This window comes from Selenomonas ruminantium subsp. lactilytica TAM6421, assembly GCF_000284095.1.
Lineage (GTDB): Bacteria > Bacillota > Negativicutes > Selenomonadales > Selenomonadaceae > Selenomonas_A > Selenomonas_A lactilytica.
Window position 1 is genome coordinate 1,824,865 of record NC_017068.1, and the last position, 15,849, is coordinate 1,840,713.

Genomic DNA, 15,849 nt, shown 5'->3' on the forward strand with positions numbered 1-15,849 from the left:
CCTCAAAATCAACCACGAATAGCCTTGATGGCAGCAGCCACATCGTCCGCACCATAGACAGCGGAACCGGCGACCAGCACATTGGCACCGGCTTCCTGCACCAGCTTGCTGGTTTCCGCATTGATGCCGCCGTCCACTTCGATATCACATGCAAAGCCCATATCCTTGATGGTATGGTAGAGCATATGGATTTTCTCGAGCTGGGATTCGATGAATTTCTGGCCGCCAAAGCCCGGATTTACCGTCATGATCAGTACCATGTCCACATCGGGCAGTATTTCTTCGATCATGGCCAGGGACGTGCCGGGATTCAGAGCGATACCAGCCTTGCAGCCGGCAGCCTTGATCTGCTGGATGATGCGGTGATGATGACGGGCAGCCTCCCAATGGAAGGTGATGATATCGGCGCCAGCTTCGGCAAAGGCCTCAATCTGGTTTTCCGGATGCTCCACCATCAGATGCACATCGAAAACGGCCTTGCTGGTAGGACGCAGGGATTTTACCACCAGCGACCCCAGCGTAATGTTAGGCACGAAGCTGCCGTCCATCACGTCGATATGGATGCATTCAGCACCGGCATCGGTGACTTTTTTAACTTCATCTGCCAGATGAGCAAAATCAGCTGACAGAATTGAGGGTGCTATCTTGATCATTTATATTCCTTCTTTCGTTTCAATTGCTGCGCTTCCTGAATTTCCTTATAGATGGTCAGGTAAGCATCGTAACGTTCCTGGGAAATCTCACCGGCAGCCAATGCCTCCTTGATGCCGCAGTCCGGCTCATGGGTATGGCTGCAGGGAGCAAAGCGGCACTTCCCTAAATAAGGTCGGAACTCGGGGAAATAATGGGCCAGATCCGCCAGGGGTATCTCCCCCAGCTCCATGGCACTGAATCCCGGGGTATCGACGATAAAGCCGCCTTCATAAGGCAGAAGCTCTGCCACCCGGGTGGTATGCCTGCCGCGCTTGATCTTATCGCTGACATGGCCTGTCGCCAGTTCCAGCGATTCATCGATGACGTTCAGCAGGGAGGACTTGCCCACACCGGAGGGACCGGCAAAGACCGTCGTTTCCCCGGCCAAAACCTGCCGCAGTTCTTCCATCCCCTGCTTTTCCTGAGCGGATACCCGCAGGACTTTGTAACCAGCCTGTTCGTACAGGCTGAGGAAATCTGCCATATCGCCTTCATACAGATCAGCCTTGTTCACACAGATGACGATATGAGGCAAACCGGACCACTCCGCCAATACCAGAAAGCGGTTCAGCAGCAACGGATGCAAATCCGGCTGGGCTGCGGCAAAGGTCAGGACGACCTGGGTGACATTGGCCACGGCAGGACGCCTGAGCAGGCTTTCCCGGGGCAGCTGTTCTTCCACTACCCCAGTGCCATCAGGCAGGCGGCTGATCATAACCTTATCCCCCGTCACCACGCCCTGGCTCTTCCGCGTCTTCTTGAACTTGCCCCGCAATTTGCAGGTCACAAGTTCCTGATCCGTCTGTACATAGAAGAAGCTGTTGTAGGCCTTGATAATGCGGCCTTCCTCTCTATCCATAAATATTCCTCGCGCTACCTTTAATGGCTCTTGGCAGCTTCATTTGGTTTCGGCACAGCAGGTTCCTGCTTTGCGCTGTCCTTTTTCTTGTTCTTGCTGCCCTTGTCTTCCTCTTCGACCTTGCCGGCTTCGGCTACAACCAGATGGATGGATTCACCTTCCAAAGCTTCCGCACCGCCGCCGGGGCTCTGGCTGATAACCGTGCCCGCCGCCTGCTTGCTGGCCTTCCTTTCCACGCTGCCGACCTTGAAGCCTGCACTGGTCAAGGCCTTCTGGGCAGATTCCAGTGGCAGTCCGGTCACATCCGGCACTCCGGAGGATTTCTTCTCTTTTTTGCCCTTGCTGATCACCAGATCTACTGTCTCGCCCTTGGTCACCCGGGTACCGGCCCGCGGATCCGAGGCGATGACCACGCCGGCCTCTTCCTCATCGGAAGTACGTTCAGAGACGCGGCCTACCTTCAGGCCCATCTTTTCAATCTTGGCAACGGCATCGGCCTTCTTGAGGCCGCGCACATCGGGCATCTCGATATTTTCACCGCCCTTGCTGACCTTGATGGTCACCAGGCGTTCTTCCTTGACCTTCGCGCCTGCCTCGGGATTCTGGGAAATCACCATGCCGGCGGGGACATCCGCGCTGAATTCTTCATCCACCTTGACGCGCAGATGCTTGTCCTCGAGGATCTGTTTGGCCAAGGTCATCTGCTTGCCCGTGACATCCGGCACTTCCACTTCCGCCGTGCTCCAGAACTTACCAAAGCTCATGAAAGCCCCCACAAAGAAGCCCATCAACAGAACCATCACAAGGCCGGCGATGAATTTCTTGGACTTGAAGATGGATTTCTCCTCGCCGTCGTCTTCATCATAGACCGGCTCACGATAGCGCTCCTGCCGCGCAGGCCGTACCGGTTCCTGCACCCGGGGCAGAACCTGGGTAGCATAGGGATCGACGGCAGCCGCTCCGGCACTGAAACCGCTCAGCATCTGCTGGGCCTGGCTGATATCCTGCACGAGCTCACTGCTGCTGGGACGCATATTGGCATCCTTCTGCATGGCCCGGGAAACAATGGCCTCCACCACAGGCGGTATGGAGGGTTCCAGCTGGCGCACGGAGCGGGGCTGTTCCTGCAGATGCTTCATGGCAATGCTCACCGGCGTTTCGCCCGTAAAGGGCAGCTGACCGGTCAGCATCTCATACATGACCACGCCCAGAGCATAGACATCGGAGCGGGGGGTAATCATCGTGCCCTTGGCCTGTTCCGGCGAGAAGTAGTGTACAGAGCCCACCACATTGCCCGTATAGGTCATGGTGGATTCCGTCACCGCCCGGGCAATGCCAAAGTCCGCGACTTTCGCACTGCCATCCGGCATCATCAGGATATTATGGGGCTTGATATCACAATGCACCAGATTGTTGGCATGAGCATGGGATAGCGCACTGGCAATATCTTTGGCCACATGCAGAGCATCGGCCACACTCAGATGACCTTCCTGTTTGATGCGATCCTTCAGCGTACTGCCCGGCACATATTCCATGACGATGTAGTGGTCATCCCCCATCACCCCGACATCGAAGATATTGACGATATTGGGATGGGTGAGTTTAGCCGCCGCCTGGGCCTCCTTATGGAATTTCCGGATAAACTCCGTATCCCGTTTGAACTGCTCGTGGAGGATCTTCACCGCCACGAGACGATCAAGCAGCAAATCCTTTGCTCTATATACATCGGCCATGCCACCGCCGCCAATGAGTTCCTGTAATTCGTATCGATTATCCAAGACACGCTGGTTCATTGAATTTCTCCTTCCCCAAGGCTTTATCGTAATTAGTTCTGCAAACTCAAGATTATCTTACGGGCAATCGGTGCAGCCACCTTGCCGCCGCCGCCGCCATTTTCCACGATGATGGCAAAGGCAATATTGCGGTTGCGCAATTTGGCCGAACCGATAAACCAGGCATGATCTTCCCCTTGGGGATTCTCTGCCGTACCGGTCTTGCCAGCCACTTCCACGCCGCTGACCTGGGCAGCTTTGCCTGTACCCTTGGTAACTACATCTTCCATATAGCTATGGATTTTCGCTGCCATCTCCCCGGTGGTCACCGTCAGCCATTTTTCCGGCGTGGTGCTATGAACCACCATGCCGCCGGGAGTCACGACTTCCTGCACCAGATACGGCTTCATCACCGTGCCGCCATGGGCAAAGGCCGAAGCCAATAGCGCCATATGCATGGGCGTTACCAAAAGGGTACTCTGGCCAATGGCCGTCTGGGCCTGATCGCCAGCTCCCAAGGTGCCGAAGTCCGGCAGATGGGACGAGGTCATGACAATCTCTCCGCCGATTGACTGGTCAAAGCCAAACCGGGTAAATGACTTTTTGAGCTTGTCATCTCCGAGGCGCATGCCCAAGGTGCCAAAGGTCACATTGCAGGATTCCGTCAAGGCCTTGCGCAGATCCACCTTGCCATGGACTTCCCCGTGGCTTTCCCGGATGGAATGGCCGCCGCCTACATCCAATACACCGGAGCAGTCAAATATCTCCTGCTCATTGGTCACGCCCTCTGTCAGGGCCGCATCTGCAATCAAGGGCTTGATGGTGGAGCCTGGCGGATAGAGTCCCTGCACCGTACGGTTCAAAAGCGGGCCATCCGCCTGCTGGGACATGGCCTTCCAATTGGCTTCCACATTATTGGGATCATAGGAGGGCGAGCTGACCATGGCCAGCACTGCCCCTGTATCGGCATCCAGCACCACCACAGCCCCTTTGCGGCCATTAAGGCCATCAAAGGCCGCCTGCTGGGCATCAGCCTCAATGGTGGTTTTGATATCATTGCCCCTGTCGGTCTGCAACAGCTGGGAAATCGGCCCCAGGCGCGTCATATCCGCCGTCAGGCCCAAAAGTTCCCGATTGGCATGGCCTTCCAAACCGGCGCTGCCAATATTCTCCCCATTGTAGCCTGTCACCTGAGCCATCACACTGCCCAAAGGATAACTGCGCTTGCCATCATTCTGGGTCTGGGCCAGCACACGGCCATGGGCATCCAGGATCGTCCCCCGGATAATATCAGCCTTGGCGGCTGCACTGCGCATATTCAGCGGATTTTCCGCCAGCTCCTGCCCTTTCCAAACGGCCAGATAGCCGATATAAAGGGAAAGCACCGCCACCATCAGGAGCAGGAAAGCGCCGACTTGCAATATTTGCCGTTTTAATTTCCAATCAGACATTTTTCTGCTCCTTGGTCAATGATAATAACATGGCCAGCAAGATAAAGCTGGAAACCATGGAACTGCCCCCGTAACTTACGAAAGGCAGGGTAATGCCGGTAAGCGGCAGGAATTTCGTCACACCGGCCACGATAATAAACATCTGCAGAAGAATCAATACGCCGCAGCCCGCCATCAGCAGGGCTTCCGTGGTATTCTTGAGCCGCAGGGCGCCTTTGATGCCCCGCCAGAACAGCAAGGCATAGCAGATGATCAGCATGAGCCCGGCGGTCAGTCCCAGCTCCTCCACGATGGCAGAGAAGATGAAGTCCGTATGCACCTCGGGAATGAAGCCGGGATGACCGAAGCCAAAGCCTGTGCCCCAAAGCCCCCCGGTGCCGATGGCAAAGAGGGACTGCACCACCTGATAGGCCATGCCATTGGGATCAGCCCAAGGATCAAGCCAGATATCAAAGCGTACCCGCACATGGCCGAACATAGCGTAGCTGGCTGCCGCTGCAATCCCCATAAAGGCCAGGGCCAAAAACACATAGGATTTGCTGCCCGTGGCCATATAGGTCATCAGCACCGCCATGCCAAAAAACAGCAGCGCCGAACCTAAGTCCTTCTCCACTACGAACATCAGGACCGCCATGCCCCAGATACAGATCAGGGGCGCGATAAAACGCAGGGGCGGCAAGCGCAGGAACAGGATCTTATGGGCGGGCAAGGTCAGTACCTTGCGGTGGTCAGACAAATACGAGGCCAGGAAAAACAACAATACGATCTTGCCAAATTCCGAGGGCTGCAGGGATACCGGCCCTAAGACCAGCCAGTTCTTGCTGCCGCCGATTTCCGTGCCGAAAACCAACGGCAAGCCCAAGAGGATGACACAGCCAATTCCCAGCAGATAAGGATAATTCAGCATCTGCCGGATTTTCGGCCATAACCGGATGACCAGAAACATCACCAGCATGGCAATGCAGAGCCATTGCAGCTGCCGCAGCAGCAGTGTCGGCTTCAGCCGGGCAATCTCCACAAGGCCGATGCTCACCAGCATCAGGATAATCGGCAGGATGAAGGTATCCAGCTTGCGGCGGATAACCACCAGCTGGATGATGATGGTCAAAAATACTGCTATGATCAAATAAGGTACATAAGTCAAAGGATCTTGCAAGGTGTTGTTGGTTACTTTTTGCATGGCCCCCTGCATCTTCAGATAAAGAATGGTCATGCCGCAGAGAAAAATCCCCAGCGGTGCCGTCAAAAGTCCCCAGTTTTTCATGTGAGGCTCACCACCACAACGGTTACGTTATCCCTGCCGCCAGCATTCAAAGCCGTCTGTACCAGGATCTGAGCAGGATCTGCTGCTCCCTGCTGCAACAGCCGGGTAATTTCTTCATCCGTCATATGCTTCATCAGTCCGTCCGTGGCCAGCAGGAGCGTATCCCCCTGTGCCACGGCAAGCTCACCTGTATCCACAAGCAGATTTTCCATGGCTCCCACAGCCCTGGTCAGCATATTGCGCTGGGGATGACGTTTCGCTTCTTCCCGGGTTATGGTGCCTTCCCGCACCAGATCCTCCACATAGGAATGATCCTGGGTAAGCTGTTCCAACTGAGCCTGACCGGGACGCAGCAGATACAAGCGGCTGTCGCCCACATGGGCCCAATAAGCCCGGCCCTTTCCCTCATCTATATGAAGCAGGGTAGCCGTAGTGCCCATGCCCTCGCAGCCGGGATGTTCCCCAACATAATGACGGATGGCATCATTGGCAGACAGGATAGCCGCCTGCATCGCACCGGCATCGATATTCTCCCGGCCGGATAATTCCTGCCGCACGGTATCCACCAGCATCTGGCTGGCCACCTCGCCGGCAGCTTCGCCGCCCATGCCGTCTGCCACAGCATAAACCGCATCAAAAACGGCGAGATTATCTTCATTGCCCTTGCGCACTAAACCAACATCGGTGGCTTTGTAAACTTGCTGCAACTTATTCACCTCTCGAATTTCAGGGTAACCATGCCAATGCGTATCTCATCATTGGGCTTCAGATAGGCTTTCCCTTCCAGCATCTGCCCATTCACATAAGTATGATTCACAGAGCCCAGATCCTCGATCACATATTGGGCACCATGAAGAAATATCGTGGCATGACGATGGGATACAAAGTTCTCCGGAATGATCACATCATTTTCCGCGCCCCGGCCAATGGTGATCTCATCCTGAAAGGCAAACCGCCGCCCGCTGAGACTTTCCTCAGTGGCTTCCACCACCGTCAATACGGCTTCATTCTGCTTCACCACTGGCCGCTTCTGTTTTTTCAATTCCTGTTTCACTTCGCCGAACATTTTCTTCGACAGACTGACCGTAAAATAGATCAGCCACAGAAGCATGCCATATTCCAGTGCTACTCTTGCCACTTTTATGGCCATTGCTGCACCTTGCATCAAATCACCTCGTATATAAGCACTGTTTCCCCGATCTGGATCTCATCACCGGCACACAGACACAGGGATTCCACCGGTTCACCGTTCACAAAGGTGCCATTGGTGCTTTGCGCATCATAGAGCACATGGCGGTGATTCTCATAGGCAATCCAGGCATGAAGCCGCGATGCCTTCGTATCCGTCAGGATAAATTCGTTCTTCTCCCGGCGGCCAATATAAATCTGGGTTTCGCCAAATTCCAGATAAGCGTCGATATCCGGCCCCTCCACCACCTTGAGCGAAACGATCTTCCGATCCTGGGGCAGGTTCAGGGGCTGTTTGCTGCCGGGGAAGGCCGGTTTGGTCAGCACCAGCGTATTGGGCTCTTCACAGACTGCTTGCGCTTCACCTTCCTCGGTGAAGCGGGCTTTGAGCTCAAAGATGCCCCGCTGCTTTTCCCCATCGGCCTGACAGAGAATCGTCAGTTTGCCCGGCATCGTATAATCCTGCAGGATAACCTGCTTTTCGGCCACGCCATATAGCTCCTCGATGATCCGTTTGGCACAGAGCCGCTGATAATCCTCCCGGGAGAGGAAAAAGACATATTGATTGGGCACCTGCCGTCCGGCCTTGCCTTTGCCCTGCCGGGCAATCTCCTTTTCCAGCGCCTTGGAAAGCTCCACTGGCTCCAAATCACTGCTGAATTTCTTATTGAAGAATCCCTCGATATGATTTTCCAAAAAGGATTCTAATTTGCCAATACCCATCTATGCTACACCTCCCCGGTTAAAAAGCCATTAGAAATCTTATTTTTTGTCCTGCAGATGCTTGTTGCGCAGCTGGCCGCAGGCTGCCTGGATGTCCGTGCCCATTTCCCGGCGCACGGTCACATTGACATGATGGCTGGCTAAGTAACCTTCAAACCAGTCAATCCGCGCCTTGGATGGCCGCAGGAGATTGCGTTCCACCACGGGATTGATGGGAATCAGATTGACGCTGGCCAACTGGCCATGCAGCAGTGCCGTAAGTTCCTTGGCCTGTTTTTCCCCATCATTAAGCTGGTCAATCAAAATGTATTCATAGGTCACCCGCCGCTTGGTCTTGTCAGCGTAATTCTTCGCCGCCGCCACCACATCCTGCAAGGGATATTTGCGGTTGATGGGCATAATCTCCGAGCGCAGTTCCTGATTAGGCGCATGCAGGGACACCGACAGGGAAATAGGCATCCCCTCCTCAGCCAATTGATACATGCCCGGCACAATGCCTGATGTGGACAGGGTGATATTGCGATATCCCAGGCCTAACGTATAAGACTCATGAACCAGGCGCAGGAACTTCACCACTTCCTCATAATTCATCAGGGGTTCGCCGCTGCCCATGATCACCATAGTATCCACCTTGCCGCCGGATTCTTCCCGCAGCATGTCATTGATGACCACCGCCTGGGAGAGAATCTCCCCACAGGTCAGATTCCGGGCCATGCCATGAAGCGTCGAGGCGCAGAAAGCGCAGCCCATATTGCAGCCGGCCTGGGTGGACACGCAGATGCTGTTGCCGTAGGGCTGGCGCATCAGCACCGTCTCAATGGCAATGCCATCAGCAAATTCCAGCAGGAATTTCGTGGTCTTTTCGTCCTGGGAATCCAGACGGGCCTTGATTTTCGGGCGGCCAATGGTGAATTTCTCCGCCAGCTCGCTGCGCAAATTCTTGGGCAGGTTGGTCATGGCGTCAAAATCCGCCGCCCCGCGCTGATAGAGCCATTCCGCGATCTGCTTGGCCCTGTATTTCGGCACCTTGCAGGGAGCCAGGGCCGCCTGCAATTCCTCTAAGGTCATGCCAAATAAATTCGTCACTATCTTTTATCCTTTCGCCTTGCGCATCCGCGCAATAAAGAATCCATCCGTGCCATCCCGCTGGGGATAGAGCTGCACCATCATGTCCTCCCGTTTATGGGGCAGGAAAGCACCGGTCTGTTCCAAGGTAAACTCCGGATGACGGGCCAAAAAAGCCTCCACCACCTCGTCATTTTCTGACCGGTCAATGGTACATGTGCTGTAGACCAGCACTCCGCCAGCTTTCAAGGCTTTGGCGGCACTGTCAAGGATTTCCCCCTGCAACGGTGGCAGGGCAGCGATTTCCTCAGCGCTCTTATTCCAGCGGGCATCGGGCTTGCGCCGGAGTACCCCCAGGCCGGAACAGGGCGCATCCACCAGCACCCGGTCCGCCATATCCTCGTATTCCTCGCCAATTTCCCGGGCATCAATCAGATTCGTTTCGATGATGTCAATGCCCAGCCTTTGAGCGTTTTCCTCGATGCGGGTAAGCTTATGTTCGTAAATATCCCCGGCCACGATGCGGCCTTCATTTTTCATCAGTGCCGCCATATGGGTGGTCTTGCCGCCGGGGGCACTGCAGCAGTCGATAATGAGTTCCCCGGGCTGGGGATCCACCACATGGGCCACCAGCATGGAACTTTCATCCTGTACCTGACAAAGGCCCTCCTGCAGGGGCGCCAGATCGTCCAAAGCGCCATGGGACGTCACACGGATGCCCTCCGGTGTCCACTGGCTTTCCTGCACCTCGGCCCCGGCTTCCTGCAGGGCTGTCAGCAAAGCTGCACGGTCTGTCTTCAGCGTATTCGTGCGCACGGATAATACCGGCTGGCCATTATCGAAGGCACAGAGTTTTTCCGCTTCCTCAAAGCCGAACTGCTTGACCCAGCGCTTGACCAGCCAATAGGGATGCTGGCTTTTCAAGGCCAGACCTTCTGTGGCCTTGCCCTTGCCTTCCGGGAAGGCCGCCTTCTCCGGCTCCCGCACCGCGGTACGCAGCACGGCATTGACAAACTTCACCGTGCCTGCATGGCTGTATTTCTTGGCCAGCTCCACCGCCGTATTGCAGGCCGCCGATGCCGGTACCTTGTCCAGATAGAAAATCTGATAAAGTCCCAGCCGCAGGATTTCCCGTACCATGGTCGGGATTTTCTTCAAGGGGCGGTTCACATAACGGCGCAGGATCCAGTCCAGGGTATCCCCGGCCTTGACAGCACCGTAAACCAGTTCCGTCACAAAGCGGCGGTCCTGGTCGGAAAGCTCCGCCTTGCGCAGATGACGAGCCAATGCCACATTGGCATAGGCTCCTTCCTCATGCACTTCATTCAATATCTTAATCGCGATTTCCCGCGCTTTATCCATTATCTTGCTCCTTGGGAATAATGATCTTCTCCAATTGGGCACGGACTTCTTCCATGTCCACATGGGTATTGTAGCAGGGACCATTGGGGCGGATATTCAATACCCCCACAGCAGGCAGAGGATAGACATCCTGAATGCCGCTCATCAGGTCACGCTCACAGGCAATGGCCAGCACCGCCTTGGGCCGGGTATTGTAGACAATCTGCCGGGCCAAAGTCCCCCCCGTCGCCACAAAGAAATGGAATCCCATCTCGTCGGCCAGAGTCACCAGCGAACCGATATCGCAGCCGCCGCAGCGCTTACAATTATGCGGGTCCCGGGTGATCTTATGGGGGCAGGTGGCCAACTGCAGGCAATGGGGCGTAACCACCAGCAGTTTATCCGCCGGCACCCTTATGCCCATGCGGTTGAACATCAGATTGCTCGTGGCAATGAAGGAACCCTCCAGTTGCCGCTTGCCGATGCCAAAGATTCTGGCCACTTGAACCGCTATGGGAAAGAGCAGATTGATCAGCTCATAATTCTGCCGCTGCAAAAAGGGCAGATAAGGCCAGCCCTTCACCGCCAGCACCATATTGAAGATTGCCAACAAGGCCCCGACGCTGATGAGGATAAAAAAGCCCCCTACAATCAGCGGCAAGGGTGCGGCAATCTCCGCCAACCCTAGCCGGGCAATATACCAGATACCATAAAGCAACATTGATGCCAGCACCGTAGTCAACAGCAGGATGCCAATAAACAGCCGTTTCTTATGTCTGCCCGGCAGTTTGAAATTTTTCGGTTTATTTTTCTGGGTAGAATCTGTCATTGAAACCTCCAACAACTATCCCCCTTGCCTTCCATAACGCACTCAGCTGAAGCATGCGCCATCCGCAAAGCCGTGGCCGTTCAGGTAGTCAGCCGCCCGCATTTTCTTCTTGCCGGGAGCCTGCAATTCCAGGATCTCCAGCACTTCATCCCCGGCAGCCACAAAGAGGCCTGCCTTTTTGTCCGCTTTCACAATGGTACCAGCGGGAGCAGCTGACCGCTCGCCTGTGCGGCGGGTGCGCCAGATCTTATACTTGGCGCCATCCAGGCTGGTATAAGCACCGGGCCAGGAATTGAGGCCCCGCACCAGATTATGCACTTCCTGTGCCGTTTTGCTCCAGTCAATCTGACCGGTGGTTTTCGTCAGCATGGGAGCATAATTGGATTCTGCCGGCTGCGGCGTGCGCTGCAGCGTGCCGTCAGACAGCTGGGCCAGTGTATCCATCAGCACCTGGGCGCCCATGCCCATGAGGCCGTCATGAACCTCTTCCAGTGTCGTATCCTCCCCGATGGGGAATTCGGCCTTTAAGAGCATATCCCCCGTATCCAGACCGGCATCCATAAACATAGTGGTCACGCCGGTCTTTTCTTCCCCGTTGATCACACACCACTGCATGGGTGCCGCACCGCGGTAGCGGGGCAAAAGGGACGCATGGACATTGATGCAGCCGTATTCCGGAATGTCGAGAATCCGCTGGGACAAGATCTGGCCAAAGGCCACCACCACCATCAGATCCGGCTTCATCTCTTCCAGTTTGACGGTAAACTCTTCCGTCTTGATTTTCTGCGGCTGATAGACCGGCAGATCATGTTCCACCGCCCAGGCCTTGACCGGCGAGGGCATCATTTTCTGGCCGCGCCCTCTGGGCTTATCGGGCTGGGTGATGACGGCGATGACCTCGCACTGTTCATGCAGGGCCGCCAGGCACGGCACGGCAAATTCCGGCGTGCCCATGAAAACTACGCGAAATTTCTTCACGACTGATTCCCCCTATGGACGCTGGTGGCAATGTCAATAAAGAGCTGACCTTCCAAATGGTCAAGCTCGTGCTGGATGCAGCGGGCCAACAGTCCCGTGGCCGTCAGATGCTGACGCTTGCCCCGGCGATTGGTGAACTCCACCTTGACCTTGGCCGCCCGCTTCACTTCACCGTAGATCTCCGGCACGGAGAGGCAGCCTTCCGTATCCACCACTTCCCCTTCCTTGAAGGTGATTACGGGGTTGATGAGCTCCAACAGACCATGCTCGTCCTGGCAGTCAATGACCACCAGACGGATATTCCGCCCAATCTGCGGGGCAGCCAGGCCGACACCGTCGTTCTCATACATGGTCTCGGCCATGTCATCCATGAGTTTCTTCAGTTTTTTATCGATACGTTCTACGGGTTCCGATACCCGCTTCAGGACGGGATTGCCCGCCTTCAACACTTCTAATAATGCCATATATACTCCTTACTTCTTGTTCAACTTGCCCGCGCCTACGGCAATCTGCAGTACCGTCTCCCCGGCTTTCTTCAGGGATTCCAGCGGCAGATATTCAAAGCGGCCATGGAAGTTGGCGCCGCCCGTGAAGATATTCGGGCAGGGCAGTCCCATGAAGGACAGACGGGCACCGTCCGTGCCGCCGCGGATTGGCTGCACATCCGGTTCAATACCGGCGGCTTTCATCGCCTCTTTGGCCAGCTCTACCACGTACATATTGCCGTCTTCAATCTTTTCCAGCATATTGAAGTACACTTCATGATGCTTCACTTCCACACGGCCTTCGCCATATTTCTGATTGAAGAACGCTGCCATCTGATCGAGATATGCCTTGCGCTGCTCAAACTTTTCCTTATTATGATCGCGGATCAGCATGCTCATGGTACAGGTTTCCACATCACCGCTCAGCTTATAGACATGGAAGAAGCCTTCGTGACCTTCCGTGTATTCCGGCTGATCCCCGGCCGGCAGCATCTGCTGCCATTCGCTGGCCATGGTCAGGGCATTGATCATCTTGCCCTTGGCATCGCCGGTATGGACGCTGATACCATGGAAGGTGATTACGGGATTGGCTGCATTGAAGTTCTCATACTCCAGGCCGCCCAGTTCGCCGCCATCGATGGTGTAGGCAAAATCAGCCGCAAACTTCTTCACATCAAAGAGATCCGCACTGCGCCCCGTTTCCTCGTCCGGCGTAAAGCCAACACGGATCTTGCCATGCTTGACTTCCGGATGCTGTACCAGATATTCCATGGCGCTGACAATGGCCGTCACACCAGCCTTGTCATCGGCACCCAAAAGTGTCGTGCCATCGGTGAACATAATGTCCTGACCTTTGTACTTCAGCACTTCCGGGAAGGCCTTGGTGGAGAACACGATGTTCTGTTCCGGATTGAGCACGATATCCTTGCCATCGTAATTTTTGACGATCTGCGGCTTGATATCCTTGCCGGAGGCCGATGGGCTGGTGTCCACATGAGCGATAAAGCCCACCGTTGGTGCCTCATCCATACCGTTGGCTGGCAAGGTGGCCATCACATAACCATGATTATCGAGTTCCACGTCGCTAAGCCCGATTTCCTTCAGTTCCTCGGCCAAGTGCTTTGCCAGCACCAACTGTCCCGGCGTACTGGGGCAAGCTTTGTCATTATCCTCGTCAGACTGGGTATCAAAGCTTACATAATCCTTGAACCGCTTAACCAAAATATCCATGCTTAATTCCACGAAAAACACCTCGAATAAATTTGTTCTGTTCATACATCTTGTCATTATAACATAAGATAGCCTTTGTTAAAAGGGATATGAAAAAAAGCCTGACCGGTCAAATGACCGGTCAGACCTATCCATACATAAAATCTTAGCCGATTTTCAGTTTTTCCTGGGCTGACACATGGCGGTCAAAGCCCATATCGGTCTTGCTCATGCCCAGAGCAAAGCCCACCAGCTGCTGCAGGTGCAGGATGGGAACCTGTGCCTGGGAATGAACGGCATCACGGCCTTCCGGCTCGTACATGTCAAGCTGCATCTGGCACAGCGGGCACGGGGTGGCAATGGCCATAGCCCCGGCTCTGTCGGCACTGTCCACGATCTGCCCCGTTACGGTCAGCACATCATGTTCAGCGGCCAGCTGGGCATGGAAGCCACAGCACTTGCGGCTGGCATCGAACCATACCGGTTCAGCACCCAGCTTGCGGATCAGGCGCTCCAGATATTCCGGATGCTTGCCGTCGCCATGATCCATAACTTCCTGGGGACGCAGGATATGGCAGCCATAGTAACCGGCAATCTTGACACCGGTCAGCGGTTTGACCACCTTGCCATCCAGCAGTTCCGGATGATCATCCAGAATCCAAAGGAAGTGAGTGATCTTGCTGGTGCCTTTGTACTCATAAGGATGGCCGGATTCCTTGAGAACCTTGTTGACCTTTTCCTTGAGTTTGGCATCCTTGTCGAGACGGGCTTTGGCGGTGCGCAGCTGCAGGGTGCAGGTATTGCAGACCGTCATGATGTCCAGGCCCATGTTCTCGGCAATGGAGATGTTGCGGGCATTGACCACCAGGGCAGCAAAGTCGTTGACACCCTGGGCATGGGATGCGCCGCAGCAGGTCCAGTTGGGGATATCTTCTACTTCAATGCCCAGCTTTTCGCAGACTTTCTTCAGCGAAGTGTAGGCTTCAGCTGCTGCACCTTCCAGCACGCAGCCCGGAAATAAAGCGTACTTCATAATTATTCAGCCTCCTTCGCTGCCGCTTCGGCATTTTTCACGATCTTGCGGATGGTTTCGATTTCGGGGTTCACCGGATGCTTGTCCAGCGGATTCATCTTGCCGACGCGCATGAGGCGGATCGCCATGGGCGCACGGAGGCCGGCCATAAAGAAGCCCTCGGACTTGATGTTGAGCTTGGATTCATCCAATGTACCGGATTCGCTGATATCATCGTAGATGGCTTTGGCATGGCGGGCACCCACATTGTCATCCAGCTTCTTCTGGAAGGTTGCTTCCTTGAGTTTCTCGATGGCACCGGCAGGATCGAGACCCTTGGGGCATTTCGCCGTGCATTCCTGGCAGTTGAAGCAGCGCCAGAGACCGGCATCCACAACAGCCTTCAGATGTTCCTCGGGACTCTTGTCGCGGCTGTCGGCCACGAGCTTTTCTGCCTTGACAAACACGAAGGGATCCAGGAAGTCATCCTGATTCAGGGTGTTCTTGTTGCATTCGGAGACGCAGGAGCCACAGAGAATACAACCAGCATATTTCTTATACTTGTTGAAGTCCGCCGGCGACTGCTTGCAACCCTTTTCTTTGGAAAACTCGTCCTTAGGCTGAACGACGGGTTTGATCTTCTTGATGCGGGCGTATTTTGGATCCCAATCCACAATCAGGTCGCGGATGACCTTGAAGTTGCCCAGGGGCTCAATGGTCAGTTCATTGGTGTCATAACGCTTCACGAGGTTTTCCACGAGGATCTCGCAGGCCAGTTCCGCATTGCCGTTAACGCGGACAGCGCAGGCACCGCAGATACTGGAACGGCAGGAGCAGGTGAAGGACAGGGTGGGATCCTGTTTTTCCTTGATTTCAATCAGGGCTTCGAGGACCGTCATACCAACTTTAACCGTTACGGTGTAGTCCTGTTCCCATTTCTTGCCTTCTACGAAGCGATGGATTCTAAGTTTCACATCCAT

Annotated in this window: 16 protein-coding genes; all 16 read right to left on the reverse strand. The window is 55.0% G+C overall.

What is annotated here, in order from left to right; translation table 11 throughout:
* Positions 1 to 8 precede the first annotated feature (8 nt).
* Positions 9 to 653 carry a ribulose-phosphate 3-epimerase gene (rpe, locus tag SELR_RS08885; protein WP_014424892.1) on the reverse strand — a complete coding sequence of 215 codons (645 nt, stop codon included), beginning with the start codon at positions 651 to 653 and terminating at the stop codon, positions 9 to 11.
* Entirely contained in the window at positions 650 to 1,552 is a 903-nt protein-coding gene (gene rsgA, locus SELR_RS08890; RefSeq protein WP_014424893.1) for a ribosome small subunit-dependent GTPase A, read from the reverse strand. Before rsgA ends, rpe begins: the two co-directional genes overlap by 4 nt.
* A 20-nt stretch (positions 1,553 to 1,572) precedes the next feature.
* Complete coding sequence (gene pknB, locus SELR_RS08895) at positions 1,573 to 3,345, reverse strand: Stk1 family PASTA domain-containing Ser/Thr kinase (RefSeq protein ID WP_014424894.1); 1,773 nt, start codon at positions 3,343 to 3,345, stop codon at positions 1,573 to 1,575.
* 32 nt (positions 3,346 to 3,377) lie between these two features.
* Complete coding sequence (locus SELR_RS08900) at positions 3,378 to 4,775, reverse strand: peptidoglycan D,D-transpeptidase FtsI family protein (protein WP_014424895.1); 1,398 nt, start codon at positions 4,773 to 4,775, stop codon at positions 3,378 to 3,380.
* A complete protein-coding gene (locus SELR_RS08905) occupies positions 4,768 to 6,039 on the reverse strand; it encodes an FtsW/RodA/SpoVE family cell cycle protein (RefSeq protein WP_014424896.1) in 1,272 nt (423 codons plus the stop codon). The genes SELR_RS08900 and SELR_RS08905 overlap by 8 nt, the downstream gene beginning before the upstream one ends.
* Positions 6,036 to 6,755 (reverse strand): Stp1/IreP family PP2C-type Ser/Thr phosphatase, encoded by a 720-nt coding sequence (locus tag SELR_RS08910; RefSeq protein ID WP_231848072.1) that lies wholly within the window; start codon positions 6,753 to 6,755, stop codon positions 6,036 to 6,038. The genes SELR_RS08905 and SELR_RS08910 overlap by 4 nt, the downstream gene beginning before the upstream one ends.
* Positions 6,752 to 7,204, reverse strand: coding sequence for an FHA domain-containing protein (locus SELR_RS08915; protein WP_014424898.1), 453 nt, complete (start codon positions 7,202 to 7,204; stop codon positions 6,752 to 6,754). The genes SELR_RS08910 and SELR_RS08915 overlap by 4 nt, the downstream gene beginning before the upstream one ends.
* Positions 7,204 to 7,950, reverse strand: coding sequence for an FHA domain-containing protein (locus tag SELR_RS08920; protein WP_014424899.1), 747 nt, complete (start codon positions 7,948 to 7,950; stop codon positions 7,204 to 7,206). Before SELR_RS08920 ends, SELR_RS08915 begins: the two co-directional genes overlap by 1 nt.
* Positions 7,951 to 7,989: 39 nt before the next feature.
* A complete protein-coding gene (gene rlmN / locus SELR_RS08925; RefSeq protein WP_014424900.1) occupies positions 7,990 to 9,036 on the reverse strand; it encodes a dual-specificity RNA methyltransferase RlmN in 1,047 nt (348 codons plus the stop codon).
* A 6-nt stretch (positions 9,037 to 9,042) separates the two neighbouring features.
* Entirely contained in the window at positions 9,043 to 10,377 is a 1,335-nt protein-coding gene (gene rsmB / locus SELR_RS08930) for a 16S rRNA (cytosine(967)-C(5))-methyltransferase RsmB (RefSeq protein ID WP_014424901.1), read from the reverse strand.
* Entirely contained in the window at positions 10,370 to 11,185 is an 816-nt protein-coding gene (locus SELR_RS08935; RefSeq protein WP_014424902.1) for a DUF116 domain-containing protein, read from the reverse strand. The genes rsmB and SELR_RS08935 overlap by 8 nt, the downstream gene beginning before the upstream one ends.
* 42 nt (positions 11,186 to 11,227) lie before the next feature.
* Positions 11,228 to 12,163: a methionyl-tRNA formyltransferase gene (gene fmt / locus SELR_RS08940; RefSeq protein ID WP_014424903.1), complete on the reverse strand. Its 936-nt coding sequence runs from the start codon at positions 12,161 to 12,163 to the stop codon at positions 11,228 to 11,230.
* The gene (gene def, locus SELR_RS08945) at positions 12,160 to 12,627 is read right to left on the reverse strand and encodes a peptide deformylase (RefSeq protein WP_014424904.1); all 468 of its coding nucleotides are present in this window, start codon (positions 12,625 to 12,627) and stop codon (positions 12,160 to 12,162) included. The genes fmt and def overlap by 4 nt, the downstream gene beginning before the upstream one ends.
* A gap of 9 nt (positions 12,628 to 12,636) precedes the next feature.
* Positions 12,637 to 13,890, reverse strand: coding sequence for a peptidase T (gene pepT, locus SELR_RS08950; RefSeq protein WP_014424905.1), 1,254 nt, complete (start codon positions 13,888 to 13,890; stop codon positions 12,637 to 12,639).
* Positions 13,891 to 14,023: 133 nt separating this feature from the next.
* On the reverse strand, positions 14,024 to 14,890 hold the full coding sequence (locus SELR_RS08955; RefSeq protein WP_014424906.1) for a CoB--CoM heterodisulfide reductase iron-sulfur subunit B family protein: 867 nt from the start codon (positions 14,888 to 14,890) through the stop codon (positions 14,024 to 14,026).
* A gap of 2 nt (positions 14,891 to 14,892) precedes the next feature.
* On the reverse strand, positions 14,893 to 15,849 hold the full coding sequence (locus SELR_RS08960; RefSeq protein WP_014424907.1) for a succinate dehydrogenase/fumarate reductase iron-sulfur subunit: 957 nt from the start codon (positions 15,847 to 15,849) through the stop codon (positions 14,893 to 14,895).